The sequence below is a fragment of the Saccharopolyspora phatthalungensis genome (genome assembly GCF_014203395.1).
GTDB classification, from domain to species: Bacteria; Actinomycetota; Actinomycetes; order Mycobacteriales; family Pseudonocardiaceae; genus Saccharopolyspora; species Saccharopolyspora phatthalungensis.
Genome location: NZ_JACHIW010000001.1, coordinates 616,136 through 641,143, shown reverse-complemented (window position 1 = coordinate 641,143; position 25,008 = coordinate 616,136). Strand labels below are relative to the sequence as shown.

General features: G+C 67.8%; 24 protein-coding genes and 1 pseudogene. 9 read left to right on the top strand and 16 right to left on the bottom strand.

What is annotated here, in order from left to right; translation table 11 throughout:
• Positions 1-83: 83 nt before the first annotated feature.
• From BJ970_RS02825 to BJ970_RS02815, 3 genes are all read right to left on the bottom strand, one after another.
• Positions 84-3,311, bottom strand: a complete 3,228-nt coding sequence (locus BJ970_RS02825) for an arabinosyltransferase domain-containing protein (RefSeq protein ID WP_312864079.1) — start codon at positions 3,309-3,311, stop codon at positions 84-86.
• Positions 3,312-3,460: 149 nt separating this feature from the next.
• Complete coding sequence (locus BJ970_RS02820) at positions 3,461-4,459, bottom strand: glycosyltransferase family 2 protein (protein ID WP_184723308.1); 999 nt, start codon at positions 4,457-4,459, stop codon at positions 3,461-3,463.
• Entirely contained in the window at positions 4,456-6,156 is a 1,701-nt protein-coding gene (locus BJ970_RS02815) for a hypothetical protein (protein ID WP_184723305.1), read from the bottom strand. The genes BJ970_RS02820 and BJ970_RS02815 overlap by 4 nt, the downstream gene beginning before the upstream one ends.
• A 438-nt stretch (positions 6,157-6,594) precedes the next feature.
• On the opposite strand from BJ970_RS02815, the gene rplU reads away from it, so the two are divergent.
• The 4 genes from rplU to proB all read left to right on the top strand — a co-directional run bounded on the left by rplU (position 6,595) and on the right by proB (position 10,015).
• Positions 6,595-6,903, top strand: coding sequence for a 50S ribosomal protein L21 (gene rplU / locus BJ970_RS02810; protein WP_010695780.1), 309 nt, complete (start codon positions 6,595-6,597; stop codon positions 6,901-6,903).
• A 14-nt stretch (positions 6,904-6,917) separates the two neighbouring features.
• Positions 6,918-7,175, top strand: a complete 258-nt coding sequence (gene rpmA / locus BJ970_RS02805; protein WP_010695777.1) for a 50S ribosomal protein L27 — start codon at positions 6,918-6,920, stop codon at positions 7,173-7,175.
• 231 nt (positions 7,176-7,406) lie between these two features.
• The gene (obgE, locus tag BJ970_RS02800; RefSeq protein WP_184728830.1) at positions 7,407-8,897 is read left to right on the top strand and encodes a GTPase ObgE; all 1,491 of its coding nucleotides are present in this window, start codon (positions 7,407-7,409) and stop codon (positions 8,895-8,897) included.
• Positions 8,894-10,015 (top strand): glutamate 5-kinase, encoded by a 1,122-nt coding sequence (gene proB / locus BJ970_RS02795; RefSeq protein WP_184723302.1) that lies wholly within the window; start codon positions 8,894-8,896, stop codon positions 10,013-10,015. Before obgE ends, proB begins: the two co-directional genes overlap by 4 nt.
• Positions 10,016-10,062: 47 nt before the next feature.
• On the opposite strand, the pseudogene BJ970_RS02790 reads toward proB, so the two are convergent.
• A pseudogene (locus BJ970_RS02790) lies at positions 10,063-10,857 on the bottom strand (MFS transporter); the annotation flags it as partial.
• 228 nt (positions 10,858-11,085) lie between these two features.
• Positions 11,086-11,325 carry an HC3 family zinc finger protein gene (locus BJ970_RS02785; RefSeq protein WP_184723299.1) on the bottom strand — a complete coding sequence of 80 codons (240 nt, stop codon included), beginning with the start codon at positions 11,323-11,325 and terminating at the stop codon, positions 11,086-11,088.
• A gap of 262 nt (positions 11,326-11,587) precedes the next feature.
• On the opposite strand from BJ970_RS02785, the gene BJ970_RS02780 reads away from it, so the two are divergent.
• Complete coding sequence (locus BJ970_RS02780) at positions 11,588-12,439, top strand: helix-turn-helix domain-containing protein (RefSeq protein ID WP_184723294.1); 852 nt, start codon at positions 11,588-11,590, stop codon at positions 12,437-12,439.
• Entirely contained in the window at positions 12,409-12,633 is a 225-nt protein-coding gene (locus tag BJ970_RS02775) for a DUF397 domain-containing protein (RefSeq protein ID WP_376774982.1), read from the top strand. Before BJ970_RS02780 ends, BJ970_RS02775 begins: the two co-directional genes overlap by 31 nt.
• Before the next feature lie 105 nt (positions 12,634-12,738).
• On the opposite strand, the gene BJ970_RS02770 is transcribed toward BJ970_RS02775, so the two are convergent.
• Complete coding sequence (locus BJ970_RS02770) at positions 12,739-14,859, bottom strand: RecQ family ATP-dependent DNA helicase (RefSeq protein WP_184723288.1); 2,121 nt, start codon at positions 14,857-14,859, stop codon at positions 12,739-12,741.
• 99 nt (positions 14,860-14,958) lie between these two features.
• On the opposite strand from BJ970_RS02770, the gene BJ970_RS02765 reads away from it, so the two are divergent.
• The 3 genes from BJ970_RS02765 (at position 14,959) to nadD (ending at position 17,538) form a co-directional block, all read left to right on the top strand.
• A complete protein-coding gene (locus tag BJ970_RS02765; RefSeq protein ID WP_184723285.1) occupies positions 14,959-16,299 on the top strand; it encodes a glutamate-5-semialdehyde dehydrogenase in 1,341 nt (446 codons plus the stop codon).
• 175 nt (positions 16,300-16,474) lie between these two features.
• Positions 16,475-16,696: a ferredoxin gene (locus BJ970_RS02760; RefSeq protein WP_184723282.1), complete on the top strand. Its 222-nt coding sequence runs from the start codon at positions 16,475-16,477 to the stop codon at positions 16,694-16,696.
• A gap of 233 nt (positions 16,697-16,929) precedes the next feature.
• Positions 16,930-17,538 (top strand): nicotinate-nucleotide adenylyltransferase, encoded by a 609-nt coding sequence (gene nadD, locus BJ970_RS02755; RefSeq protein WP_184723279.1) that lies wholly within the window; start codon positions 16,930-16,932, stop codon positions 17,536-17,538.
• A gap of 73 nt (positions 17,539-17,611) precedes the next feature.
• On the opposite strand, the gene BJ970_RS02750 is transcribed toward nadD, so the two are convergent.
• The 10 genes from BJ970_RS02750 to BJ970_RS02705 all read right to left on the bottom strand — a co-directional run bounded on the left by BJ970_RS02750 (position 17,612) and on the right by BJ970_RS02705 (position 24,932).
• Entirely contained in the window at positions 17,612-18,664 is a 1,053-nt protein-coding gene (locus tag BJ970_RS02750) for a tyrosine-type recombinase/integrase (protein ID WP_246470661.1), read from the bottom strand.
• A gap of 138 nt (positions 18,665-18,802) precedes the next feature.
• A complete protein-coding gene (locus BJ970_RS02745; protein WP_184723273.1) occupies positions 18,803-18,979 on the bottom strand; it encodes a helix-turn-helix domain-containing protein in 177 nt (58 codons plus the stop codon).
• A gap of 2 nt (positions 18,980-18,981) precedes the next feature.
• Entirely contained in the window at positions 18,982-20,508 is a 1,527-nt protein-coding gene (locus BJ970_RS02740) for a replication initiator (protein ID WP_184723268.1), read from the bottom strand.
• Positions 20,509-20,623: 115 nt separating this feature from the next.
• Positions 20,624-21,553, bottom strand: a complete 930-nt coding sequence (locus BJ970_RS02735) for a hypothetical protein (RefSeq protein WP_184723264.1) — start codon at positions 21,551-21,553, stop codon at positions 20,624-20,626.
• A 13-nt stretch (positions 21,554-21,566) separates the two neighbouring features.
• Positions 21,567-21,758 (bottom strand): hypothetical protein, encoded by a 192-nt coding sequence (locus BJ970_RS02730; protein WP_184723261.1) that lies wholly within the window; start codon positions 21,756-21,758, stop codon positions 21,567-21,569.
• A 27-nt stretch (positions 21,759-21,785) separates the two neighbouring features.
• A complete protein-coding gene (locus tag BJ970_RS02725) occupies positions 21,786-23,183 on the bottom strand; it encodes a cell division protein FtsK (protein WP_184723258.1) in 1,398 nt (465 codons plus the stop codon).
• A 94-nt stretch (positions 23,184-23,277) separates the two neighbouring features.
• Positions 23,278-23,445 carry a hypothetical protein gene (locus BJ970_RS02720; RefSeq protein WP_246471855.1) on the bottom strand — a complete coding sequence of 56 codons (168 nt, stop codon included), beginning with the start codon at positions 23,443-23,445 and terminating at the stop codon, positions 23,278-23,280.
• 27 nt (positions 23,446-23,472) lie between these two features.
• Positions 23,473-23,778, bottom strand: coding sequence for a hypothetical protein (locus tag BJ970_RS02715; protein ID WP_184723252.1), 306 nt, complete (start codon positions 23,776-23,778; stop codon positions 23,473-23,475).
• Positions 23,779-23,817: 39 nt separating this feature from the next.
• On the bottom strand, positions 23,818-24,111 hold the full coding sequence (locus BJ970_RS02710; protein ID WP_184723249.1) for a hypothetical protein: 294 nt from the start codon (positions 24,109-24,111) through the stop codon (positions 23,818-23,820).
• Positions 24,112-24,707: 596 nt separating this feature from the next.
• Positions 24,708-24,932 (bottom strand): hypothetical protein, encoded by a 225-nt coding sequence (locus BJ970_RS02705; protein ID WP_184723246.1) that lies wholly within the window; start codon positions 24,930-24,932, stop codon positions 24,708-24,710.
• Positions 24,933-25,008: the final 76 nt, after the last annotated feature.

Sequence of the window (25,008 nt, the reverse complement as noted above, 5' to 3'; positions counted from 1 at the left end):
CCCCGACACAGCTTCTACCAGTCGAAAAGGGGCCCTCGACCGGCTCGCACCATCCCTCCAACACCGAAAGCACCTGATCGCGGTCAGTCCGAGTCGCTGTCGAAGGCAGGGATGTCGGTGCGGTTGTCGGAGCTGGGCATGTCTCCGGGCAGTTCCACGGCCTGCGTCAGCGGGCCGGGCGACCAGGTGCCCCAGTGGGTTTCGGAATGCACCTCCATCGCCGCCTGCGCCGGCAGCGCGTCCGCGTCGTAGGGGTGCACCACGAACAGCGAACCCCAGTCCTGCTGCGGGTCGTTGCGCAGGTAGGTGGGCAGCTCGCGGACGCTGGACGCCACGGTCAGCCAGCCGAACGGACCGCCCGCATCCGGCGACGACCAGCCTTCGCCGATGCCCCGGACCTCCTCGCCGGCCGACACCCGGAACTGCGGCATCTCGGCGATCCCGTCGTACAGCCCGGAAATCCGCAGGCAGGGGTGCACCAGGGCGGCGGGCCACTCCACGAACGTCGGGCTGTCGCCGATGACCTCGGTCATGTTCGTCAGCTTCGGCACCCGGGGCGCGGTCACCGCGAGCCAGCCCTCCCGGCCCAGCGCCTGGTCGACCGCTATGAGCCGCATCTTCGTCGCGGCCTTGGCCTCCGCGCCGAGCATGTACCGGTGGTCCCGCCACCCGGGCGGCGGGCCCTGCCGCACGGTGTAGCGGCCGGTGATCTGGAAACCGCGGTCGGTGTCCTTGCCGAATTCGAGCAACACGAAGTTCGCGCCGGATTCCGCCCCCGCCAGGCTCAGCGCCACCGGCAAGTTGCCGCCGCGGGCCGAGTCCGGCAGGTCGTACCAGGGGGTGCGCAGCTCGCCGGTGGTGGTGCCGGTCTCGTCGAAGCTGCCCCACACCGGCGCTTTTGTGCCGCCGAACTGGTGCGGCGGCTTCCAGTTCGGTGCGTCCGAGTTGGAGCCGTCGGCGGTGGGCACGCCGGGCCGGGTGAAGCCGACCTCCTTGGGCTGGAGGTACTGCGCGGCGGTCTCCCGGTCGGCCAGTCGGCGCGGCGGCACCGCCATTTCCGGGTCCACGGTTGGCGCGGCCACCGACGGCTGGTGGGCCGACACCGGCAACACGCCGGCCTGCGGATCGGTCTCCACCCCGATGTAGTCCGACAACCCGCAACTGGATCCGGTGAGCTGCTTGATGTTGTCGGTGGACAGGCTGTAGCTGTCGCCCCGCTCCTGGATGGCCTTGCCGAAGGCCGCGAGTTCACCGAACACCATCAGCGCGCACAACACCGACAACGGCGCGGTGCCGAGCCGCAGCGCCCGGCTCCGCTTCTCGGGGCTGTCCCAGCGTTCGTCGACGATCTTGGGGTTGTTCTCGTCGATGCGCAGGTGCTCGACCAGTGCGATGAGGCCGGCGATGCTGGCGAAGATGAGGAACAGCGTGCTGAAGTTGTGCCCCTCGATCGACGGTGGCTTGTCGAACCACGGAATGCCCCAGCCCGAGACGTACCACCAGGCGTTCGGACCGGTGGACGCGAACGCCAGGATCACCAGCAGCCCGGCCACGAATGCCGCCCGGTTGCGCCAGGAGCGCAATACGGTGCTGCTGGTCGCCAATGCGGTCAGCGCCGCCAGCGCGCCGCCAAACGCCGCGAAGATCCCGAAATGGTGGGTGTGCTTGGTGGGGGTCAGCGCCAGCACGGCGAAGCACAGCGCGGTGATGGCCAGCAGCCGTCGGCTCGGTCCGAGCGCGGCACCCCGGATCCGCCCGCGCCGCAGCAGCACCACCGCGCAGGTGGTCAGGCACAGGATCACCAGCAGCACCGGGAACCGGCGGGTCAGCGATCCGTCCGGGCTTTGGCTGAACAGCAGGCTGTACCGGTTGAGCTCCTCGTACCAGCGGCCGTTCGGGCCGAAGGTGGTCTTGAGCTCCATCGCGTCCATGACCGACTGCCAGGTCTGGTCGTAGAACACCAGCGTCAGGATCACGAACCCGGACGCGGAAATCGGCGCCAGCACCGGCACCCAGCCGAACTCCTGGGCCCGCTTGCGCACCAGCCGGAAAAGCGGCTTCACCGCGGCGACGTAGGGCAGCACCGCGACGAGACCATGCGGGTTGACCCCCACCGACAGCGCGGCGCCGACCAAGCCCAGTGCGGCGGGCATCAGCCGCCCGGTCGCCACGGCCCGCTCCACGGCGCACAACGCGAGCAGCGAGAACAGCACCACGACCGGCTCGGCCCGCAGCCCGTTGTTGTAGGGCAGCCAGAACGCCAGGAACACGGCGGCGGCGGCCCAACCGGCGGCGTTGCTGCGCCGCACCTGCTGGCCGAGCCGGGGAAGCACCTCGCGGCTGATCAACAGCCAGCTGACGATGGCCATCAGCAGCGCGGGCAACCGCACCCACGGCGTCGACGTCGACACCTGCACCCACAACGAGTAGAGCTCGTAGAACCAGCCGAACGGTGACTCCGGATTGGCGAACCAGCGGTAGTAGTTGCTGACGTACCCGGCGCTCTGCTCCGACCGCACCATGCTCAGCACATAGCCGTCGTCCGAGGTCATCGCGCCGAGCAGCCACCACACGACCAGCGCCGCGTACACCGCCGCATCGCGGAAGGTCGGCTTCCACCAGCCGCGCGGGGCCAGCCGCGGTGGGCGTCGGCCGGCCCGCACGTCCAGCCGTCGCAGACAGACCACCGAGCCGATGAACGCCGCCACGGTCACGGCGATCACTATGAACTTGAGGGGCGTGGCGTAGCTGCTGAACCGGTTGTCGACGCGGGCTTCGAAGGACAGCCCGCGCACGTCGTCGGAGGCGTTGTCCAGCGAGGAATAGATGCCGGTCAGCTGCGGACGCTGATCGCCGAGAACGCGTGCCCACTGCTGCTTGCCGACGGCGGCGGTGACGCCGGATGCATCGGCGTGCACCTTGATCGCGCAGTCGTCGGCGGGCAATTGCACCGTGCTCACCTGCTGGCCCTTGGCGAGCAGCGCGGCTTGGCCGTTGTCGACTTGCAGCGTCAAACCGGTCAGCTTGCCGTAGTCCGACGACGGCGGGTTGGTGCTCAGCAGGATGCCCGGCCCCGCGCTGCGTGCATCCAGGCTGTGCGCGGCGGCGCAAGGCACTTTCGCATCCAGCCACAGCGGCGAGTAAGCGACCAGCGGTGCCGACACCGATCTAGTGCCTTCCGAAGTTGGCCACCGCAATGTCACCACGTCGTGGTTGACAGGTAGGAAGGGCACGAGCAGCGCCAGCACGGTGCCGACGAGCCCGAGCAGCGAGGCGTACAGCCGAAGTTTTTTCGCCGACTCAGGGTGCACGAGGAGACCATACGGGCGGTGATCGGCTGTAGTTGTGCGGACCCCTTGGGTAGCCACCGGAACGCGTTAATCCGACCACACTGTTGCTGGTTCAGCTGGTCAAGGCCGGCGAAGCGTCCGGTGTTAATAGCCCCTCGAAGTAATCATGATCATTTGCCGAGACGGAAGTTCACGTTCGACTGGGCGCGGGGGTCGCGGCTGGTGTGATCGGCCACAAGCACGTCCACATCGCGGTCCCGTCCGGTCCGGTGCAGCACCAGTTCGGCGAGCAGGCCGACGGAGATCATCTGCACCGCGAAGATCTCCAGCAGGATGCCCAGCGTCAGCAGCGGGCGGGTGCCGATCGACTGGTCGGTGAACAACCACACCCCGCTCAGGTAGAGCAGGATCAGCGTGCCGATCGTTCCGGACAGCAGACCCAGCCCGCCGAACAGGTGCGCCGGGCGGCGCCCGTAGCGGGTGAGCGCGACGACCGTGAGCAGATCCAGCGCGCCGCGCACGTAGCGCTCCAGACCGTAATTGGACTTGCCGTGCACCCGCGGTCGATGGTGCACGGCGAGCTCGCGGACCCGGTAGCCGAGCTGGTGGGCAAGCGCCGGGATGTAGCGGTGCAGTTCCCCGTACAGCGGCACGCGCCGGTAGACCTCGGTCCGCGCCGCCTTGAGCCCGCAGTTGTGGTCGGCCAGCTTCAGGCCGGTGATCAGCCCGGTGATCCAGTTGAACACCTTCGAGGGCAGCCGTTTGCCCAGCGGGTCCTGCCGCTGAGCCTTGTGCCCGCTGACCAGATCCGCCCCGTCGTCGAGTTCGGCGAGTAATCGCGGGATCTCGGCGGGATCGTCCTGCAGGTCGGCGTCCAGCGTGACCAGCAGGTGCCCGCGGACCTCGGCGACCCCGGCCGCCAGCGCGGCGGCCTTGCCGAAGTTGCGCCGCAACCGGATGCCGCGGAACCGGGGATCAACCCGGGCCTGCGCGGTGATCACCTGCCAGCTGTCGTCGGTGCTGCCGTCGTCGACGACCAGTAACTCCCAGGACCGGTGCTGCCGCTGCATCGCGTCCCGGACCTCGGCGAACAGCCGGGGCAGGTTCTCGGCTTCGTTCTTGGCCGGGGCAAGCAGCGAGACCTCGACTTCGGGAGCGGCTTCAGTCATGGCGTGACCTGCGGACTTTCGCTGAGGGGCCGGATCCACCAGCCGTCGGGGAAGCGGAAGGCGATGCGCAGCGGACCGCTCTGGGCCGGCGCGACCGCCTGGAAACCCAGCCCGATCTCGATGCCGGGCGTCTGCGCCTCGGCATCCGAGCGCGGGATGTCGACCACCCCGCCGCCGACGACGGTGCCGGTCTGGTCGAGCACGGCGACGCACTCCGCCCGCTCGATCCCGGAGATGGCCCAGCCCTTGAGCATCCGGGCCCCACCGTGGACCTGATCGGTCTCCACGTTGAGCAACACGTCCCAGCCGTTCGGCCGCGGCTCGCGGAACGCGCCGACGCTGGGCACCCGCCAATCCCGGGTGTCCGCGCGGTCGCCGATTTCCACGCCATCGGGACAGCCCAGGGTGAATTCGGCGGAGAACGGGTAGTGCCCGAGGGCCCGCAGCCGTGGCAGCAGCCGGTCCGGTTCCGGAAACCGATCGATGAAGGCGTCGGGATGACCGATGCGCGCGGCGATGGCCAGCAGGCTCTGGTTCGGCGCATCGGCCCGCACGCCCTGCGCCATCGGAGCGCCCAGCGCGACGGTGGCCAAGGCCGTACCGGCGACGATGACGGTGCGGATCTTAGGCCAGCGGGGCCAGGTGACCACGATCACCAGCACCGCGATCCACAGCGCGGCGGTCATGCTGTTGTAGCGGCTCTGCAGCCCGGCGGTCTCGCCGAACGCGGCGCGCGAACCCGAGATCATCACCGCGCACCCGACCGCGTAGATCGCCATGCCCCACCAAGGCGCGGCGCTACGGCGCTCTTCCGGCGTCTGCCGGGCGTGCAGCACGAGCACGGCCAAGCCGGACACGCCCGCGATCAGCGCGACGGACGGTTCGGTGCCCGTCCACACCATGCCGAGCATGCTCAGCCCGGCGAGCAGGGCCTGTGCGGGATCGTCGGTGGGTGAGCTGCCACCGCCGCCCTGCGGGCCGCGCAGCACCAGCCATGCGGCGACCACGAGCACGCCGACCACCAGCGGCGTCACCACCGACCGGCGGCGGTCCCCGCGCAGCCACGCCACCAGGGCAAGCGCCGGCCACACGGCGAACGACGTACCGTAGCTGATCGATGCCAACAGGCCGAACACGATCGCCGACACCCGGTGCTCCCGTTGCATCGCCAGCAGCGCGGCGAGCACCAGCAGCAAGGCGAGAATCCAGGACGCCCCGCTCATTGAGCGCACGTAGTTGTGGATGCCGTGCGGGTTGAACACCAGCGTCGAGGCCACTGCCACCAACCCGGCCCGCTGCCACGGGTTCAGTTCCTTGGGCAGCATGGCGCGCACCAGCAGCACGCAGCCGATCCCGAAGGCGATGACCAGCAGCCCCAGCGGTTGGTTGAGCCCGTGCCCGAAGCGGGCGCTGAGCCAGAAGAGCAGGCTGGGCAACACGAACGGGTGCTCATTGCGGAATCCGAACAGCGCCTCCGGGCGTAATGAGCCGTCGTCGTTGGTGATGTCGAGCAGGACCCACCAGTAGTCGTAGAAGTGCATCTGCCGGTAGCGCAGCACTTCCCGGAGCATCATCAACGGCGGCACGATCGCCGACAGGCCGAGCAGCACGGGGCCGAACCGTTGCACCGGCCCGGTACGAGGGGCTTCGGGGGTGGCGGACTCGGCCCGGTCGGTATCTGATGCGATTTCAGTCACGCTATGTTTTTCCCAGATCAAATCGAATAGCGACTCACGTTAGCAAGCGCGGGTCGGCACCCGGCACTCCCGAAAGTCGGATGACGCCCTTTGGCCTGTCGGATGTGGTTGACCGGCCGGATCCGGCGGCCGTAGGCTGGCGCGGCTCGCCTGTCACCGGCTGTCGCGGCCGGGTCTCTCCCGCAGTGCCGCCCCCGGTCGATCGGGACCACTAACGCGGTCTGTATGATGGGTGGGAACTTCTCGCCGCCGGACGGGCGGAGAGGTTAAACGCCTGTTTCGGACGCGATCGCACGCGCGGCTCGGCTGCCGAGACGGGAACCCACCGAGGCGCTGCACCGGCGGCGTGGTAGGAATCCTCGATCCACACGGTCGGGGTGGACGTCCGCCGCAGACCTGGTGAAGTAGCGAAACCGAGCAGCAGGAGACTTCCGACTCATGTACGCGATCGTCAAGACCGGCGGCAAGCAGTACAAGGTGGCTGTCGGGGACGTCGTCGAGGTCGAGAAGCTCGAGGGCGAGCTGGGCTCCGAGGTCAGTTTCCCGGCGCTTCTGGTCGTCGATGGCTCTGAGGTCACGACCGACGCCGACGCGCTGGCCAAGGTGTCGGTGACCGGCAAGCTGGTCGAGCAGACCAAGGGCCCCAAGATCCGCATCCACAAGTTCAAGAACAAGACCGGCTACCACAAGCGCCAGGGTCACCGGCAGAAGCTGACCCGCGTTGAGGTCACCGGCATCACGAAGTGAGGACCTGAGTAGTCATGGCACACAAGAAGGGCGCATCCAGCTCTCGGAACGGCCGCGACTCGAACCCCAAGTACCTCGGGGTGAAGCGCTACGGCGGCCAGGTCGTCAAGGCCGGTGAGATCCTGATCCGGCAGCGGGGCACCAAGTTCCACCCCGGTCTCAACGTCGGACGGGGTAACGACGACACCCTGTTCGCACTGTCCGCTGGCACCGTCCAGTTCGGACGTTACCGCGGCCGCAAGGCCGTCAGCGTGCTGCCGGCCGAGGCCTGACCCGGCTCTCGGCTGCGAAGTACTTCCCGACGAGGGGCGGGTCCGGCTCAGTCCGGCCCGCCCCTCGTCGTTTGTGTTGTGCGGGTGCTCACGCCCCACGACAACAACGCGCCCCGCGCGGCAGTATCGAGGTAGGCGACTAGGCGGTGCTCGCGGGAGCTCGACCTGGTTCGGCCTTCGCGAGCCGGGCGCCAAGACTGTTTTCGCCGGGCCGAGCTCGGCCGGATTTTCCTGGAGGCATTCGTGTCGCGGTTCGTTGACCGCGTGACCATCCACGTCGCGGCAGGCGACGGCGGGCATGGCTGCGCCTCGGTGCACCGGGAGAAGTTCAAGCCGCTGGGTGGCCCGGACGGCGGCAACGGCGGCAAGGGCGGCGACGTCCAGCTCATCGTCGATCCCGGCGTGCACACGTTGCTGGACTTCCACTACCGGCCGAACGCGCGCGCCGCCAACGGCAAGCCGGGCAAGGGCAGCATGCGCAACGGCGCGATGGGCGAAGACCTGGTCCTGCCGGTCCCCGACGGCACCGTGGTGCTGTCCCCGGACGGCGAGGTGCTGGCCGACCTGGTCGGCACCGGCACCTCGTTCGTCGCCGCCGCCGGCGGCCGCGGCGGCCTGGGCAACGCGGCGCTGGCCTCCAAGGCCCGCAAGGCGCCGGGCTTTGCCCTCCTCGGCGAGCCGGGAGAGCAGTTCGAGCTGGTGCTGGAGCTGAAGTCGGTCGCCGACGTCGGCCTGGTCGGGTTCCCGTCGGCGGGCAAATCGTCGCTGATCTCGGTGCTGTCCGCGGCGCGGCCGAAGATCGCCGACTACCCGTTCACCACGCTGGTGCCCAACCTCGGCGTGGTCACCGCGGGCGAAACGGTGTTCACCGTGGCGGACGTCCCGGGGCTCATCCCGGGCGCCAGCGAGGGCCGCGGGCTGGGCCTGGACTTCCTGCGCCACATCGAGCGCTGTGCGGTACTGGTGCACGTGGTGGACTGCGCCACGCTCGAACCCGGCCGCGACCCGTTGTCCGATGTGGACGCCTTGGAGGCGGAGCTGGCGCAGTACACGCCAGCGCTGAAGGCCGAACAGGGCGGTCAGGACCTGGCGTCCCGCCCGCGCATGGTGGTGCTCAACAAGATGGACGTGCCGGAAGCACGCGAGCTGGCCGAACTGGTCAAGGCGGACGTCGGGGCTCGCGGGTGGCCGGTGTTCGAGGTGTCCACCGCGTCCCGCGAGGGGCTGCGCGAGCTGAGCTTCGCGATGGCCGCCGAGGTCGAGCGCTACCGCGCGCAGCTGCCGCCACCCGAGCCGGCGCGAGTGGTCGTCCGGCCGGCGGCCGTGGACGGCGGCAGCTTCACCGTCGAACCCGATCCCGAGGTCGAGGACGCGTTCGTGGTGCGTGGCGAGAAACCGGAGCGGTGGGTGCGGCAGACCGACTTCGGCAACAACGAGGCGATCGGTTTCCTCGCCGACCGGTTGGCGAAGCTCGGCGTGGAGGAGGCCCTGGCCAAGAACGGCGCGAAGCCGGGTAGCCAGGTGACCATCGGCAACATGACCTTCGACTGGGAGCCGTCCACCCCGGCCGGGGTGGCGGGCGTGCTCGGCCGTCGCGGCACCGACCTGCGCATAGACCACGATGACCGGATCTCGGCGGCGGACCGCAAGGCCGCGAAGAAGGCGCGCCGCAGCTCGCTGGACGAGTTCGGCCGGTACGTCGAGGAGGAGGACGGGCGGTGAGCGATCAGGCGTCGGCGACCAGGAAGGCGATAGCGGCGGCGCAGCGCGTCGTGGTGAAGGTCGGGTCGTCCTCGCTGACCACGACGACGGGCGGCCTGGACGCCGAGCGGCTGATGTTGCTGGTCGACACCGTGGCCCAGCGGGTGGCCTCCGGCGGTCAGGCGGTGCTGGTGTCGTCGGGGGCGATCGCGGCAGGGATCGCGCCGCTGGGCCTGCGCCGTAGGCCGAAGGACCTCGCAACCCAGCAGGCTGCGGCGAGCGTCGGTCAGCAAGCCTTGGCACACGCCTACGCCGAATCCTTCTCGCGCTACGACCTGACCGTCGGGCAGGTGCTGCTCACCGCGGACGACGTGGTGCGTCGCGGTCATTACCGCAACGCGCAGCGCACTCTGAACCGACTGCTCGGCCTCGGGGCGGTGCCGGTGGTCAACGAGAACGACACGGTAGCGACGCACGAGATCCGCTTCGGTGACAACGATCGCTTGGCCGCGCTGGTATCCCACCTGGTGGGGGCCGATGCGCTGATCCTGCTGTCCGATGTGGACGCACTGTACGACGGGGACCCGCGGCGGGGCGATGCTTCCGTCATCCGCGAGGTCAACGGCGATGCGGACATGGCGGGCGTGCGGGCGGGGCGCACCGGGGCATCCGGGTTGGGCACCGGAGGCATGGCGTCCAAAGTGGAGGCTGCCAGGGTTGCCTGCTCATCGGGGATTCCCGTGCTGTTGACCTCCGCCGCGCTGGCCGATCGCGCGCTCGGCCCGGCCGATGTCGGAACCGCGTTCGCGGTAACCGGCAGCAGGCTTTCGGCCCGCCGCTTCTGGCTGGCGCACGCGGCGGGAGCCAACGGCCGCCTGTGGTTGGACGACGGTGCGGTCGCGGCGGTGGTCAAACGCCGCCGCTCCCTGCTGGCGGCAGGTATCACGGCGGTGGAGGGCGCCTTCGACGGCGGGGACGTGGTCGAACTGGTCAACCCGGCGGGCGAGGTGGTGGCCCGTGGCGTGGTCGCCTACGACGCGGCGGAACTACCCGACCTGATCGGCCGCTCCAGCCACCAGCTCCCGGCCGAACAGCGCCGAGAGGTGGTCCACGCCGACGACCTCGTACCGCTGCGCTAAGACACGGCCGCACCTTTCCCAGGCCGGACTTCCTGCCAAGGGCCGGGTCAGCGGAGCTCGGCGGCCTTGGTTTCGGGGAGGGTGCGGATCGCGAAGAACGCGATTACCGCGCCAATCGCGATGTACCAGAAGAACATCGCCGATAGGTCGTAGCGGGCCAGTGCCTGGATCACCAGCGGTGCGGTGCCGCCGAAGATCGCGACGGTGAGGTTGTACCAGGCACCGATGCCCAGGCCGCGCAGTTCGGTGGGGAACAGCTCCGACATGATCGCCGGTGCGATCGACGTCATCGCGGTGTACAGCGCGATTCCGACGCAGAACGCCACGAGCAGGTTGCCCAGCCCGGGCCGCACCAACGTCGACAACGGCACGATGAGGATCGCGGTGGCCGCCGACCAGACCAGCAGCTGCGGTTTGCGGCCGATGCGGTCCGACAGCGCGCCCATCGGGTACTGCAGGACGATGAACAACGCAGTCGCGATCGACAGCGCAAGGAACACATCGGTGGCGTCGGCGTCCCGGTTCTTCACCGCGAACGGCGTGAGCGCGCTGAAGAACGTGTAGTAGCACAAAGTCGAGAGCATGCTGAAACCCACGAGTTGCCCGACCGCCTTGGGATGGTACCTCAGCGTGATCCACAGTGGATTCTTCAGCGCCCTGGCCCGGGCCTGGTTGTCCCCGAACTGCTCGGTTTCATCGAGCGTGCGGCGCAGCCAGATGCCGAGCAGGCCGAGCACGCCGCCGATCAGGAACGGGATCCGCCAGCCGTAGTCGGTGAGCTGGTCCTCGGTGAGCAGTGCGGTCAGCGCATAGCCGAGCAGCGAGGCGACCAGCAGCGCGGAAGGTAGATCGTCCAATCGAGTACCACTCGACGGCATTGCCGATGCTCGCGGCGACCAAGGTGCGGACCGGTAGCCGGGATTCCTCGGCAGTCGCCGCGTCATGCGCCATTTCGCATCCTCCGGTGCCGTACCAGGACGCCCGCGCTCCGGAGGCGTGCCGTGTTCCTCCGGGCCTTGAACGGGTGCGGACACAGGACGGTCTGCGACACCGGCGCGGAAAGTTCGAGTTCACCCAGTGGGAGGGCCTGGACGACAGGGTGCGATGGGGGTACCCGCGAGCTCGTGCGCGGCCTTGTTGCACTCCGGACAGGTCGTCCACAGCCACGCGACATCGGAATTGTCCACAGTGATCTGCGCGCCGCACAGCGTCTCAAGCTGCGTTCCGACCGGAAATCCGCCGTGGGGGCGGGGTTTCAGCGTGGCGTGTCGTTGTCCCTCGCCGGGTTGCCAACGAAACGGGTGGGGCATGCACGATCACCGCCTGTTCCAACTCGGCTGGAGGCGACCGCCGCGGGTCGCATCCGGGCAGCCGGTTTCGGGAAACGACGTCGACTGGAACGCGGTACCGGGCACCGGACTGCGTCGCACTGCTGCGAGATTGGCCGGTGTCCACATGTTGTGCTCCTGGTTGGTCGTCGTCGGGAGTACCATCTTGGTGGTACTGAAACGGCTGGCCAATTACCTGAACAGGTAGTAGTTACCAGACTCGAATTCTGTTTCGCTATGTTTCATGACCCGTACCACTGGCGGCACGCCGAAAGCCCGTGCGCTCGGCGCTGAGCTGCGCGAAGCCAGGGAAGCGGTCGGCAAAAGCCTACGCGCGCTGGCACACGAACTGGACACGAACCACGTCAAGCTGATGAGGTTCGAGACGGGGAAATCCGTGCCGCCGCCGGAAGTGGTAGCCGCCTTCGTCACTGCGTTGGGTGTTTCGGCTACCGAACGTGATCGACTTGTGGAAATGGCCCGCGATGCCGATGCGCCGAACTGGCTCACCGCGGACCGCTCCGGCGTGCGCCAGGAACTCACCGCGCTGATCGAGTTCGAGCGCACCGCCACCCGAATCACCAACGTGGCCACCGGGCTGATTCCTGGGCTGCTGCAGACTTCCGACTACGCGCGCGCGGTGATGCGCGGCAGACCGGTCGGCGAGGTCGAGAAACTGGTGCTGATGCGCGTCGGCCGCCGGGAGATCCTCTCCGCCCGCAACGCGCCGCGGCTGACGGCGATCATCAGCGAACACGCTCTGCGGGAACCGATCGGCGGGCACGCGGTGATGGCCGAACAACTCCGCAAGGTGGTGGAACTGGCCGACCGGCCCAACGTCGACGTCCGGGTGGTGGCGAGCGGTTCGACGACGTGGCATCCGGGCCACGTCGGCCCGTTCGTGGTGTTCGAGTTCCCGAAGGCCCGGCCGATCGTCCACTTGGAGCACTACCGCTCCGCCGCATTCCTGTACAACCCCGGACCCGCGCAGGAATACCTGGACGCGATCACTACCCTGCTCTCGTTCGCGATGGACGAAGCCGAATCGATCGGGTTCATCGCCGAGTGTGCGACCGAGATGGAGGGTATGGCGTGAGTACGGCACAGCCGGTTGGTTGGCGGAAGTCGAGCCGGTCGGCGCAGGTTACCGACTGCGTCGAGGTCGGACGCTGCGGTGACGGCGCGGCCGTCCGGGATTCGAAGCACCGCGCGGCAGGGTTTTTCACGGTTCCGGGCGCGCAGTGGCGATTGTTCATCGCCGGTGTGCGTGCCGGCCGATTCGATTGCTGAGCCGCCTACCGCGGTGCCCTCGACCCGCCGTTCGAGGGCACCGAACCGGGGGATTTTCCCGAGTTCAGGCCGAATCGGGAAAAACTCGGGTGCCTTACGGACTGTTCAGTTCGTGGTGGCGAGGGTGAAGGGGAGAACCGCGGGGGCGCCGCCGTGGCGGAGCAACCGGCTGACGACCGTGATGGTCCACCCGGTATCGGCGTAGTCGTCCATCAGCAGCACCGGTCCATCCAGTGTGGACAGCTTCGCGGCGAGGTCCTCAGGCACCTTGAACTGCGACCACAGCGACGCCACTCGTTGGGCGCTGTTGGTGGCGCGCCGGGGCGTCGTGTTCGGATTCGTCAGCACCTCGCCGAGCAGCGGCAACCGGCCGATCGTGGCGATTCGTTCCGCCAGGCTGCGCACCAGCCGCGGGCGCGTCCGCGATCCGAGCGCGACCACGCCCACCGGGCGCCGCGCCCAGTCCCAGGCGGCCAGCACCTTGATCCCGGCCTGGAACAGATCGTCCGGCAGCTCTTGGTCCGGCGCGCCGGTGGCGAGCAGCTCGCGTAGCCGGTTGCCCCAGCCGATGTCCGTGAGCCGTCCGATCGCACGGCCGTCCCCCGCCTGTTCGCCGACGGGAAGCCTGCCGGAGACCGGGATGCCCAGCGCGTCCATGCCGCTCGGCCACATCTTGCGCGGCGAAACCTCCACGCCAGGCCGGCGCAGCCGTTCCTCGGCCTGCTGGACGGCCTGCTCGTCGACGTCGCCGGAGTAGCCGGAGCCGGTGCAGTTGTCGCAGCGCCCGCAGGGTTCGGCCGCCGGGTCGTCGAGCTGCCGCCGCAGGAACTCCATGCGGCACGCCGTCGTCCCGAGGTAGTCGAGCATCGCCTGCTGCTCGGACTTCCGCTCCGCGGCGATGCGCTCGTAGCGCTTGGCGTCGTACTGCCACGGCTCGCCGGTGGCTTCCCAACCGCCCTTGACCCGGCGGACGGCCCCGTCGACGTCAAGCACCTTGAGCACCATCTCCAACCGGGTACGCCCCAGCTCGACGTGCGGCTCAAGGGCCACCGTCGACATGCGCTCCTGCTGGGCCAGCGCGTCGAGCACCGCGCGCACCGTCGGTTCCGGCGGGAAGGCCAGCGACGCGAAGTAGCTCCAGATGTCGCGATCCTCCGGGCCGGGCAATAGCAGCACTTCCGCCCGCTGCACGCCGCGACCCGCGCGGCCGATTTGCTGGTAGTAGGCGATCGGCGAGGACGGAGCCCCGAGGTGGACCACGAAACCGAGATCGGGCTTGTCGAAACCCATGCCCAGCGCGGAGGTCGCCACCAGCGCCTTGACCCGGTTCGCCAGCAGGTCCGCTTCGGCCTGCTGCCGCTCGGCGGGGTCGGTGCGGCCCGAGTAGGACGCCACCTGGTAGCCCTGGTCACGCAGGTAGGCCGCGATCTCGTCGGTCGCCGCCACGGTCAGCGTGTAGATGATCCCGGAGCCGGGCAGGTCCTTCAGGTGGCTCGCCAGCCAGCCCAGCCGGGCCTGCGCCGTGGGCAACCGGACCACGCCCAGTCGCAGGCTCCCCCGATCCAGGCTGCCGCGCAGGACCAGCGTCTCCTGCGGGTCGGTGTGCTCGCCGCCCACCCCGAGCTGATCGGCGACGTCCTGCACGACGCGGTCGTTGGCGGTGGCCGTGGTCGCCAGCACCGGAACGCCTTCGGGGAGCTCGGTGAGCAATGTCCGTAGCCGCCGGTAGTCCGGCCGGAAGTCATGCCCCCAGTCGGAGATGCAGTGCGCCTCGTCCACCACGAGCAGGCCGGCGGTCTGGGTGAGCTCCGGCAGGATCGTGTCGCGGAAGTCGGGGTTGTTCAGCCGTTCCGGGCTGACCAACAGCACGTCGACCTCGCCGGCGGCGACCCGTTCCTCGACGTCGGCCCATTCGTCCGGGTTCGCGGAGTTGATCGTCGCGGCCTGCACACCCGCGGCCGCGGCTGCCTCGACCTGGTTGCGCATCAGCGCAAGAAGCGGCGAAACGATCACCGTCGGGCCTTCGCCCAGCTCGCGCAGCAGCGCGGTGGCGATGAAGTAGACGGCGGACTTGCCCCAGCCGGTGCGCTGCACCACCAGCGCGCGACGGCGCTCCAGCACCAGCGCGCGGATCGCGCTCCACTGGTCTTCGCGCAGCGCGGCATCGGGTCCGGCCAGCGCGCGGAGTCGATCGTCGGCTAGTTCGCGCAGGGCGTGTTCGTCCACCCCCCGATTCCTACCGGACGCCCGCGATGTGCCGCCGCCGGGGTGATGACCGGGCCAAATCCGGTGTCTGTGGTTGTCCGAACGGACTAGTCTGGGCGGGTGACCACCACCGAGTCCACGATCACAGGCAAGGTGTCCGGGGACCAGCTGCGGGAGCAGGTCCGCGACGCGGCGCGGCGGGCCAAGCGGGCAGCGGCCGAGTTGGCGCAGGCCACCAGGGGCACCAAGGACGCGCTGCTGCACGCGATGGCCGAGGCGCTGATGCAGCGAGCACCGGAGATCCTCGCCGCCAACGACCGGGACGTCGCCGCGGGCCGCGAGTCGGGGATGCCGGAGGGTCTGATCGACCGGCTGAGCCTGAGCACCGAGCGCATTGCCGCGATGGGCGACGGACTGCGCACGGTCGCGGGGCTGCCGGATCCGGTCGGTGAGGTGGTGCGCGGTGGCGTGCTGCCGAACGGGTTGCAGTTGCAGCAGGTCCGGGTGCCGCTCGGCGTGGTCGGGATCGTCTACGAGGGCCGACCCAACGTCACGGTGGACGCCGCTGGGCTCACGCTCAAGGCGGGCAACGCGGTGCTGCTGCGGGGCTCGTCCTCGGCGGAGAACTCCAACACCGCGCTGGTGTCGATCCTCGCCGACGTGATCCGCGAACACGGCCTACCGGCCGACGCGGTGCAGCTCCTGCCGTGCCACGACCGGGCGTCGGTGCAGCACTTGATCACGGCGCGCGGGCTGGTCGACGTGGTGATCCCGCGTGGTGGCGCGGGCCTGATCTCGGCGGTCGTGGAGCAGGCCACGGTACCGGCCATCGAGACCGGCGTCGGCAACTGCCACGTGTACGTCGATGCGAGCGCTGATATCGACACCGCGCTGCGCATCCTGCTCAACTCCAAAGCACGGCGGCCCAGCGTGTGCAACGCGGCGGAGACCGTGCTGGTGCACAAGAACATCGCAGCGGAGTTCCTGCCCAGGGCGCTCGTCGAGCTGCACGGCGCGGGTGTGACCGTGCACGGCGACGAGCGCGTCGTCGCCGAAGGTGGCGCCAATATCGTGCCGGCCACCGACGAAGACTGGGACACCGAATTCCTGTCGCTGGACATCGCGGCAGCGGTGGTGGATTCGCTGCCGGACGCCGTCGAGCACATCCGCACCCACGGATCCGGGCACACCGAGGCCATCGTGACCAGCGACGTGCGCGCGGCTCGGCAGTTCACCGCCCAGGTGGATGCCGCCGCGGTGATGGTCAACGCGTCGACCGCGTTCACCGACGGGGGCGAGTTCGGGATGGGCGCGGAGATCGGCATCTCCACCCAGAAGCTGCACGCCCGCGGGCCGATGGGGCTGCCGGAGCTGACCTCCACGAAGTGGCTGGCCTTCGGCGATGGGCACGTGCGCCCGGGCTCCGCACCGGTAAGCACCAGCCCCGGCGCGGGGAGCTGATCCGATCCAGGGCCCTTCACGTGACCCGGCCGACGCGCCGAACCGGGGCGGGCTGCGCTTCGCGACGGCGACGAGGGCGTCTACCGAAAACCAGATACTCGTCCGGACCCCAATGCATGCCGCTGTCGTGGCAAAGTTGCGGGTGATCTTGCTCATCATGTGAAAGAGGTGGCGAATGAGCTGGTCGATCGAGGTCGACGCGGACACGTGTATCGGCTCCGGCATGTGCGCCGGCATCGCGCCGGACCATTTCGATCTGGTGGACGGGTATTCGTGCGTCAAGAACGCGACGGTGGACCCGGCTGAGCAGGTGGTCGACGCGGCGGAGTCGTGCCCGGTGGAGGCGATCCTGGTCAAGGACGCCGATACCGGTGAGATCGTCGCTCCAGCGGAGTGACGCACGACACTCCCGCGATCGTGTCATGGCGTCCGGGCGAGCGTGTCTCACCCTTGCGCGCCTGAGACACGGCAGCGCCCGCGACCCGAGGTGGGCCCCCAGCCGCTGCGGGTCGCGCAGGACCGCGGGGCCCGGCTCAGGGGGGAGCGTGGGCCGGGCTTCACGGTCAGCGTGACGTACGACTCACGCCCCGCTGACCATCGCGGGGCATCGGCTTTCTAGGCTTATCAGCTATGTCGCGTCGCCGGATCGGGGTCATGGGTGGCACCTTCGACCCCATTCATCACGGACACTTGGTGGCCGCCAGCGAGGTGCAGGCGCAGTTCGGCCTGGAACAGGTCGTCTTCGTGCCCACCGGTCAGCCGTGGCAGAAGAGCCACGAGCTAGTCAGCCCCGCCGAGGACCGGTACCTGATGACCGTGATCGCCACCGCGTCCAACCCCCGGTTCCTGGTCAGCCGAGTCGACATCGACCGAAGCGGGCCCACCTACACCGCCGACACCCTCACCGACCTGCACCACCAGTTCCCGGATGCGGACCTGTACTTCATCACCGGCGCCGACGCGCTGGAGCAGATCCTGTCCTGGCACCGGGTGGAGGAGCTGTTCGACCTGGCGCACTTCATCGGCGTGACCCGGCCGGGCTACTCGCTCAACGGCGCCCACCTGCCGGCCGGGGCGGTGTCGCTGGTCGAGATCCCGGCGATGGCGATCTCGTCCACCGGCTGTCGCGACCGGGTCCGAGCGGGGTTGCCGGTCTGGTACCTGGTTCCGGACGGCATCGTCCAATACATCACCAAGCGCGGCCTCTACCGGGAACCAACCCCGGAATGGGGTCCGTAGCAGGCGGTTTACCAAACGCAAACGGGGCTCAGGCTGCCCGGGTACAACTCCGGTACAACCTGGCCCCGCTTAGCTACGTGAACTTTGTCTCGACGCCGAGCGCGGCATCCACGAGCGTTCGAGTCCTGTCAACCGCATCCGGCCACTCATGGGCGTAGGTGTTGAGTGTGATCGTCGGCGTGCTATGTCCGAGTGCCAGCTGCACCGTCTTCACTGACGCCCCCGCATGAATCAGCAACGAAGCAAAGTAGTGCCGAAGACCGTGTAATCCGAATCCCTGCGGAAGCTTTGCCCGCTTCACCGCCGATCGCATAACCGGAGACCAGTTCGACCGGGTGACAGGCAGCCCGGTCGTCGTGGTGAATACCAGTCGAGCAGGCCGACGGATCGGATTTCTCGGATCGGTCAGATCATCGATCATGGTCACCGTCGGTGGATACGCCTTCAGGTGCCCCTTAAGTGCCCGAGCTGCGACTTCGGGGAGCTCGACCGTCCGTTTGCTGGTCTTGGTCTTCAGCTTTGCCAGCTGGGGCGGCTGGCCAGGGAGCTGCTTGAGCTGCTGGGCGATTGCGATCTCCCGGCGGTCGAAGTCGATATGCTCGACTTCCAAGCCGAAGACCTCACTGGGACGTGGTCCACAACCCGCCGCAACGTACGGCACAGCCCGATAACGCTCGAACAGCTCTCCAGCAAGTGCGTGAACCTGCCCGGGAGTCGGAATGAATCGATCTCCGTGTTCCAGCTCAGGGAGTCGCACCCCCTTGCACGGCGTTGACGCGATCACTTTGTCATAGAGTGCGGCCCGACACATCGACGCTATGTACCCGTAGAACAGGTGCACCGTGGACGGTGCCAGCTCCGCCGACCGGTCCTTCACCCACGACCGGAGATGACTCGACTGAAGATCACCCAGTGCCCGAAACCCTAGGATCGGATTGATGTGGAGCCTGAAGGCACGTTCAACCAGGTCCGCCGTTGAATCACGGTGAAGCTGCTCTTTACGCCACCCCTCCGAATATTCAGCAACAGTGATCTTTCCCGCGCTGGGGTCGATATAGAGCCCCCGCGAGATGTCGGCGTGAACGGTCGCATCATGCCGCTCGGCTTGGGCCTTTTTGTCAAACAAGGAGGTTTGCGTCTGCCCCGTCTTAGGATCGACCCACCGAACCCGCCATCGCTTACCCCGACCGTGCCGCTTGGACGGCAGCCGTTCACCCGTCCCCGGGTCTCGCTTCCGTAGGTACCACAGGTCATCGACCGGCACTCAGATCACCGCCTGAGTTTCGAACCAGGCTTCGACGTCGCCGGGTCTGTAGCGGACGTGCTTGCCGACGCGGCGTCCTATTGGCCCGGTGCCCCGGCTGCGCCATTGGTAGACGGTGCCGAGCGGTACGCCGAGGTAGTTGGCGACGTCTTGTGGTCCCCAGAGGTTGCGGATCATGGTCAGTCTTTCCTTTCTGTTGCGTAGCGGTGTTTGCGTGCCTCTCGCTGCCGTTCGGCGATAGCGGCAGCCAATTCGCGTTCTTCGGGGGTGTGGTGGCCGACGCTGACCAGGGACCAGTGGTTGACCACCGTGATCGATTCCTCGGTGACCCCGAGTTCGGCGAGGGTGTGTTCGTGCCGGTAGCGGCGTCGGTCGTCGCGGATCTGCCGGAACGGCACGGAATACGCCTGGGACTTGGTGAGGAAGTGGCCCCGGAAGGCGAGCATGTGTGCCCAGCGGCGCAGCTTGAGCGCATCCACCGGGTCGGGGCGGTCGCCGAGTTCGGGGTGCAGGCGGCGTTGGCGCACGGTGCGGGTGACCTCGCCGCCGTTGTTGCAGGTGGCGCAGTAGTGGGCGTGCTGGCAGCCGCACCCGTCGGTGTGGTGGAAGCCGTGGGGGTGACAGTCCGGGCAGGGCACCGGGGCCCCGAGATCCCAGGCGGTCTGGATGATCCGGCGGTGGTGCGGGGTGACGCGTAGCCGGTCGATATCGGCCTGGGAGCGGATGCGGCGGTCGGCGGCTTCGGACTTGCCGGTGCCTTTGGTGGCGTATTTGGCCACGTAGGAGGCCAACCGATCATCGGTGATCACACCGCGCTCGTCCTCAACCCGACCCGCCTCAGCCGGGCGGATCGGGCGGATATCGATCTGCCCTCCGAAGGCCAGCTCCCAGGTGCGCCCGTCAATGTCGGGTGAGGTGACCCGGGTGCAGGCGTGGGCGGCGTGGATGGCGTCGGTGAGTGCCTGGACGGTGCCCCAGGTGGGGGTGGGGTCGCCGGGTCCGTCTGGGCCGTCGAGGCGGATCACGGCGTGGAAGTGGATCAGCCCGCGCCGCTGGTATTCGGCCACCTTCGCGAACGAGAGCCGGGCGTGGTCGGCGAACGCGCGTTGCGGGAGCCCCGCTGCGTGGGCGAGGTGACGTTTCAGCGCGGTGATGAACCGGTGCCAGAGTTCGCCGCTGTGGGCCTGCCAGAGAACATGCCCGAGGTAGTCATAGCTACCGGGGTCGACCGGCTGCCCGAGGCGGGGGTCATCGGGGTGGTGGAATTCGCCGCAGCGGCACGGGATCGCTGTGCCATGGGGGGTGCGGCGGTTGTGGACCGGCCCGAAGCTGGGGGCGGTCAGGGTGAGGAACAGGCGTGGCTTGTCGGCAACGGTGACCGGGATGCCCTTGGTGCCCCCGGCCAGCCCGGCGCGTAGGAGGTGGAAGGCGTCGGCGGCGTAGCGGTCGGAGCAGGCGGGGCAGACGCTTTCGCGGCGGTTGCCGCAGGGCACCATCACCCGCCCATGCAGCGAGTCCAAGACGGTGCCGGTGGTGTTGTCCTGAACCGCCCACGAGCCCGACAAGCGGATCGGATGGGTGCAGCCACCGAGCCGTTCGATATCGGTGCGCCACTGCGCAAACCCGGCTGCGCGGGCACGGCGCTGGAAACCATCGGCGGTGATCCGCTGGTAGTCGGTGTGGTTGATGAGAGCGGTTGGGGGCAATGGGTGTCCACCTCCTGACAAGCAAAGGCGGGACACCCCCGGACCCATTGGCCCTGCGGTGATGTCCCGCCGAGCTGGCATTGGTTCCGGGTATTCAGTTGTGCGGCAACGGGTTTCAGGCGACCGGGTGCCCGTTGGTGGTGTAGTCGGCCACGATCCGCTCGGCCAACTCACCGGAGATATTGATCACGGCCTGCACGTCGGCAACGGTAAGCTCTCGCCCCTGCGCAGCCGCTTTCGATCGCGCGCCCAGGACGGCTTTGACCATCGGGGGCGGCAGATTCGGCCCCCGCTTGGCAACGGTCGGGGACTTCTGTGTCGGCGCAGGCTCCTGCGGTGGTGAAGGAGCAGGCGGCTGGTCAGGCCCCAGGCCCCGCGGTTGCAGGAGTGCCGCTTCAGCAGGTGAGGGGACGCCTTCCTGCGGTGACGGGGCCTCGTGGTCTGCCTGGTCGACTTGTTCGCTTTGGTCGGCTTGTTCGTAGCCTTGCAGGATCGCTTGCCGGGCCCGGGCCTGGATGACCGGGATCACCTCCGCCAGCCCGTAGACGATCACAGGGACGATCGCGTGCACGAACGCCGATCCCGGGTTGAACGCATCCCAGTCGGTGAACAGGGGAACGAGCTGGGGAATGACGTTCATGAACAGCGTGGCCACCAGCAAGACCCGTTTGAGCCTGGACCACCACTGGTGATCCGGCTCGATCCCGTGGGAGAGGATCAGGGCCTCAAAGTTCAGCAAGACGATCAGCAGTCCGGCGAACATCGGTTCCACCGTCCACGCAGCCCACCACAACGGGTCGGTGAAGGTGGCCTTGCCCGCCAGGAACTTCTGCACTCCCGCGCTGGTGAACACCAGCCCCAGGGCCAGGAAGAACCACAACCCGGCCAGGGTGCGCCTGCGGTGTCGTTCGATCTCCACCGCGTTGAGGTCGGGGTTGCGGACCAGGCCCCGCAGGCGGGTCGCTTCCGCGATCCGCTTGCGTAGCTTGCCGACCCGCCGCGTCTCCCCCTCCTGGCCGTCCTGGGGGCGTGGGCGCACACGCATAACCCGCCCTCCCTTATTCGCCGCTGGGGGTGAGCAGGGCATACAGGGCCCGTACGAGCACGATCACCCCGATGCCCCCGCCGATGGCGTAGGCGGGCCCGATCAGCAACCACACCAACGCCAGCACCACCACGACCAGGACCAGCAACCCGAGAATGGTCTTGATCGCTTGACCGGTCAGTTCAAAAAGGACAACAGGCTTCATCACGCTTTCCCTTCTACGTAAGGATTTTCAGGCGACTTCGTCTTCGTCTTGGTCTTCGTCGCGGTGGAACTGGACCACATTGGACTCATCCACCGGGCCCGGGGTGCAGGTGCGCACGAGTTCGGCGATATCGGCATCCGAGACCCACCCGGCCCGCACACGGGTCGGGCGGCGCGAGCGCTGATCCACCCGGAACCCGATCCCGGCGTATTCCTCATCGGCCGGGATCTCATCGGTCAGCGCGCCCTTGATGCGCATGCCCTCGCCCAGCACCATGTCCGGGTGGTTCTCGGCCGTGGTGCGCAGGCAAATCCGGCGGGTGAACAGGTCCCGGACCGGAACAATGTCCTTGGTCGGCTCCTGCACGTAGGCACACAACGCGAAACCCGGGGCGCGGCCTTGGGTCATCACCTCGGCCATGAGCTTGATGGCCGCCCGCGTGGTGCTTGAACTGCCCAAGGCCGTCATCATGGCTAGCTCATCGATCATCAGCACCCGAAACGGGGTCTCGCGGCTGACGGTGAACTTCCGCAAGCCCCTTTCGGCCAGGTGACGTTGGGTAGCCTTCATGTCATCGCGGAACGCCTCAATGACCTCAAGACCGGTGTCGGGCTCGGCTGCGTAGCGGTGGAACAGCGACCGGGCGGTCCCGGCGGCCATACCGCCCTTGAGATCGAGGAAGTCCACCCGCACCAACCCGTCACGAATCGCCGGGCCCATCCCACGCAACGGATTCCAGATCAGCGAGTCCTTACCCGAACCAGTCGCCCCGCACCCGATCAGGTGATGACCGAGCAGGGGTTCGGTCCAGTCGTTGCCGTACTCGTCCTCACCGAAATACAGGTTGCGCAAATCCACATCAGCGGAATCCACGGGAACCTCGGCCGGGTCGATCACGTCGGCGAACGGGTTGCCCCGCACCACGGTCAACGCGATCACACCCGGCTGAACCTTCACGATGCCCAGCGCGTCGGCCCGCAGCGCCATCGCCAACTCATCCTGCGCGTCCTGGAAACGCTTGAGCGACTGCCCGCGCAAGACCTTGACATACAGGGTGTCGATCGACGGAGACGCCGAACGCACCCGCAGCAGGCGCGGCACCTCGATGTGGCCGGTGCGGCGGTTCTCCCGCCCGAACTCGCAATCGATCATCAAATCCCGCCACCTGCGGCCCACATACCGCAGCCATCTACGGCGAAACGCCCGCACATACGGAGCCGCGTAACGGTCGAAGGTCTCCGGGTGGCCCCGGTACCACGACAACCCCGCCACACCCAGAGCCGCCAGCGTGGCCCCGGCACCAGCGGGCCCCAACTCGGCCACACCGGCACCGAGCACGGCCGGAGCGGCACTCATCCCCGGATGCCGCACCATCCACCCGGCAACGCGCCACTCGATTCCCTTGCGTCGGGTTTCCTTACCCATCACTGACCAACTCCCGATATCGCGGAAAAAGACAAAAAAGGGGGGCCCGGCCACCACATAGGGCAGCCGAGCCCCGAAACGATCGTGCGTGTTGCTACCTGGACGCGGCGATGTAGGGGGCCACGTCTTCCAGGTCCACCTTGTAATCGGCCACCTTCCGGGCCAACTCGTCATGCTCCTTCTTGAACCCCGCCGTGCGCACCTGGATCCCGGCCATCGCGTCACGAAGCTTGACCATCGCCTTGTCCAGATCCTCAATCACGGCATCCACCTGAAACCGGCCCATTCCTTAAACCCTCCATCCACGCGAAACGAGTTCCTTTTCCCACTTCACCGTGCTCGTGTGCAGCACGTTCAACTGCTCGGTCGCCTTGTGATGCCCGGCCTCAACCTGTTCACGGTCCGGCACCCGCCACCCGGAGTCCTCATCAACGGGCTTCCTGATCTTGGCGTGCAGCCTCGCCGCTTCCTGCAAAGCGATCCGCACCACCTCCAGCGCGTTGTGCAACTCCTGATACTTGTTCATCGCGCGCTTGTTCAGCGCTTGCACCTGCATTTTCTCTTTACTCCCTTCCGTTACGGATTCCGTGCTCACTCCTCGCCATCTGCGTCGAGGAATGCTTTCAGAAAGCGATTAGGCGGCTTTCCACGGCTTTGCCAGCGAGCCCCAGCGATACGCGGCTTGTTTCGACTTCCGGGGCACCAGCACCGACCGCGCCGACCCCGTGTAGCGGTCATAGCGCACATGGTGCGTACCGCCGACCTCCAGCCACTTAGACTCGATCAGCTGGTGTACCGCGTGATCCACATCCGGCGACACCGATTCGACCAGATCATCAGTGACACGGCGACACACCAGCTCACGGATGCCCACCAGCACGAACCCCACCGACGCCGCCTCACGCAACACCCGCTCGATCAACTCCATATCGTTGACCGTCGGGCGAGGCTCCGAACGAGGCGCAGGCGAGGCCACCGGGTTGCCCAACAAATCCGTCTCACCAACCACGGCCGGTCACCCCTTTACCCGCTCCCAGGCAGCCGGACCCGTGAAAACCGAACCCGCTCACTCGTCATCACCCCGCAGGTAATCAGCCGCCCGCGCCCACTCACACTCGTGGTGATCGGCCTCAACCTCATCGGAAACCGAGTGCCCACACCCCAGCCGGAAATCATCGGACATCGATATCCCTACCCTTCCCATTCACTTGCGGTTGTCAGCAACTCATCCCGCGCCTGCTCCACTGCGGACAAAGCGAACGGCACCCGCCAATTCCGCTCCCCCGCCCGAGAACGAGTGCTCCGGGCGAAATCCTCGATACTCTCCGAAATCGCCTTCAGTCGTTCCGTGATGCAGTGCAGATCGCGGCACTCAGAACCGTTCGCACCGGTCACCACTACTCACCTCCCGGGCACCGGATTCACAGAATCGATCACCCGAGTGCCGGTACCGAAGCTGGTCAATGTGGCACGCTGGGCAATACGCAAGAGACATGCTCTTACCACTTCCTTATACGTGGGCATTTACTCCACCTCGGCATTCTCTTCGAAGAACGCGATCCAGCGGCGCAGCTCCATGCACATTCTCTCCATGTCGTGGATGAGATTCGCTGATCGCTGGCGACAAGCGCCACCGGCTGACACGACGGTCCGCGAGTCTTCGTCCAGAAACGACGTGGCGCTCTCTACTATCTCCGCAACGTGCGTGTAGGAGTTCATCAACTCGTGGTACTGACGCTGATTTAGCACGCTCTCTCCTTCCTCTCGGGAAACCATGAAAGCCCCCGACTCTTTTGCATTCGGGGGCTAACCTGGCCTCCCCGGC

Excerpts from the sequence above, each read along its gene's own strand:
- BJ970_RS02730 (WP_184723261.1), bottom strand. The coding sequence starts at position 21,758 with ATGAAGCCTGTTGTCCTTTTTGAACTGACCGGTCAAGCGATCAAGACC.
- BJ970_RS02780 (WP_184723294.1), top strand. The coding sequence starts at position 11,588 with ATGACCCGTACCACTGGCGGCACGCCGAAAGCCCGTGCGCTCGGCGCT.
- nadD (WP_184723279.1), top strand. The coding sequence starts at position 16,930 with ATGTCGCGTCGCCGGATCGGGGTCATGGGTGGCACCTTCGACCCCATT.
- BJ970_RS02745 (WP_184723273.1), bottom strand. The coding sequence starts at position 18,979 with ATGATCCGCAACCTCTGGGGACCACAAGACGTCGCCAACTACCTCGGC.
- BJ970_RS02760 (WP_184723282.1), top strand. The coding sequence starts at position 16,475 with ATGAGCTGGTCGATCGAGGTCGACGCGGACACGTGTATCGGCTCCGGC.
- BJ970_RS02735 (WP_184723264.1), bottom strand. The coding sequence starts at position 21,553 with ATGCGTGTGCGCCCACGCCCCCAGGACGGCCAGGAGGGGGAGACGCGG.
- BJ970_RS02710 (WP_184723249.1), bottom strand. The coding sequence starts at position 24,111 with ATGGAGTTGATCGAGCGGGTGTTGCGTGAGGCGGCGTCGGTGGGGTTC.
- rplU (WP_010695780.1), top strand. The coding sequence starts at position 6,595 with ATGTACGCGATCGTCAAGACCGGCGGCAAGCAGTACAAGGTGGCTGTC.
- BJ970_RS02785 (WP_184723299.1), bottom strand. The coding sequence starts at position 11,325 with ATGCCCCACCCGTTTCGTTGGCAACCCGGCGAGGGACAACGACACGCC.
- rpmA (WP_010695777.1), top strand. The coding sequence starts at position 6,918 with ATGGCACACAAGAAGGGCGCATCCAGCTCTCGGAACGGCCGCGACTCG.
- BJ970_RS02820 (WP_184723308.1), bottom strand. The coding sequence starts at position 4,459 with ATGACTGAAGCCGCTCCCGAAGTCGAGGTCTCGCTGCTTGCCCCGGCC.
- BJ970_RS02725 (WP_184723258.1), bottom strand. The coding sequence starts at position 23,183 with ATGGGTAAGGAAACCCGACGCAAGGGAATCGAGTGGCGCGTTGCCGGG.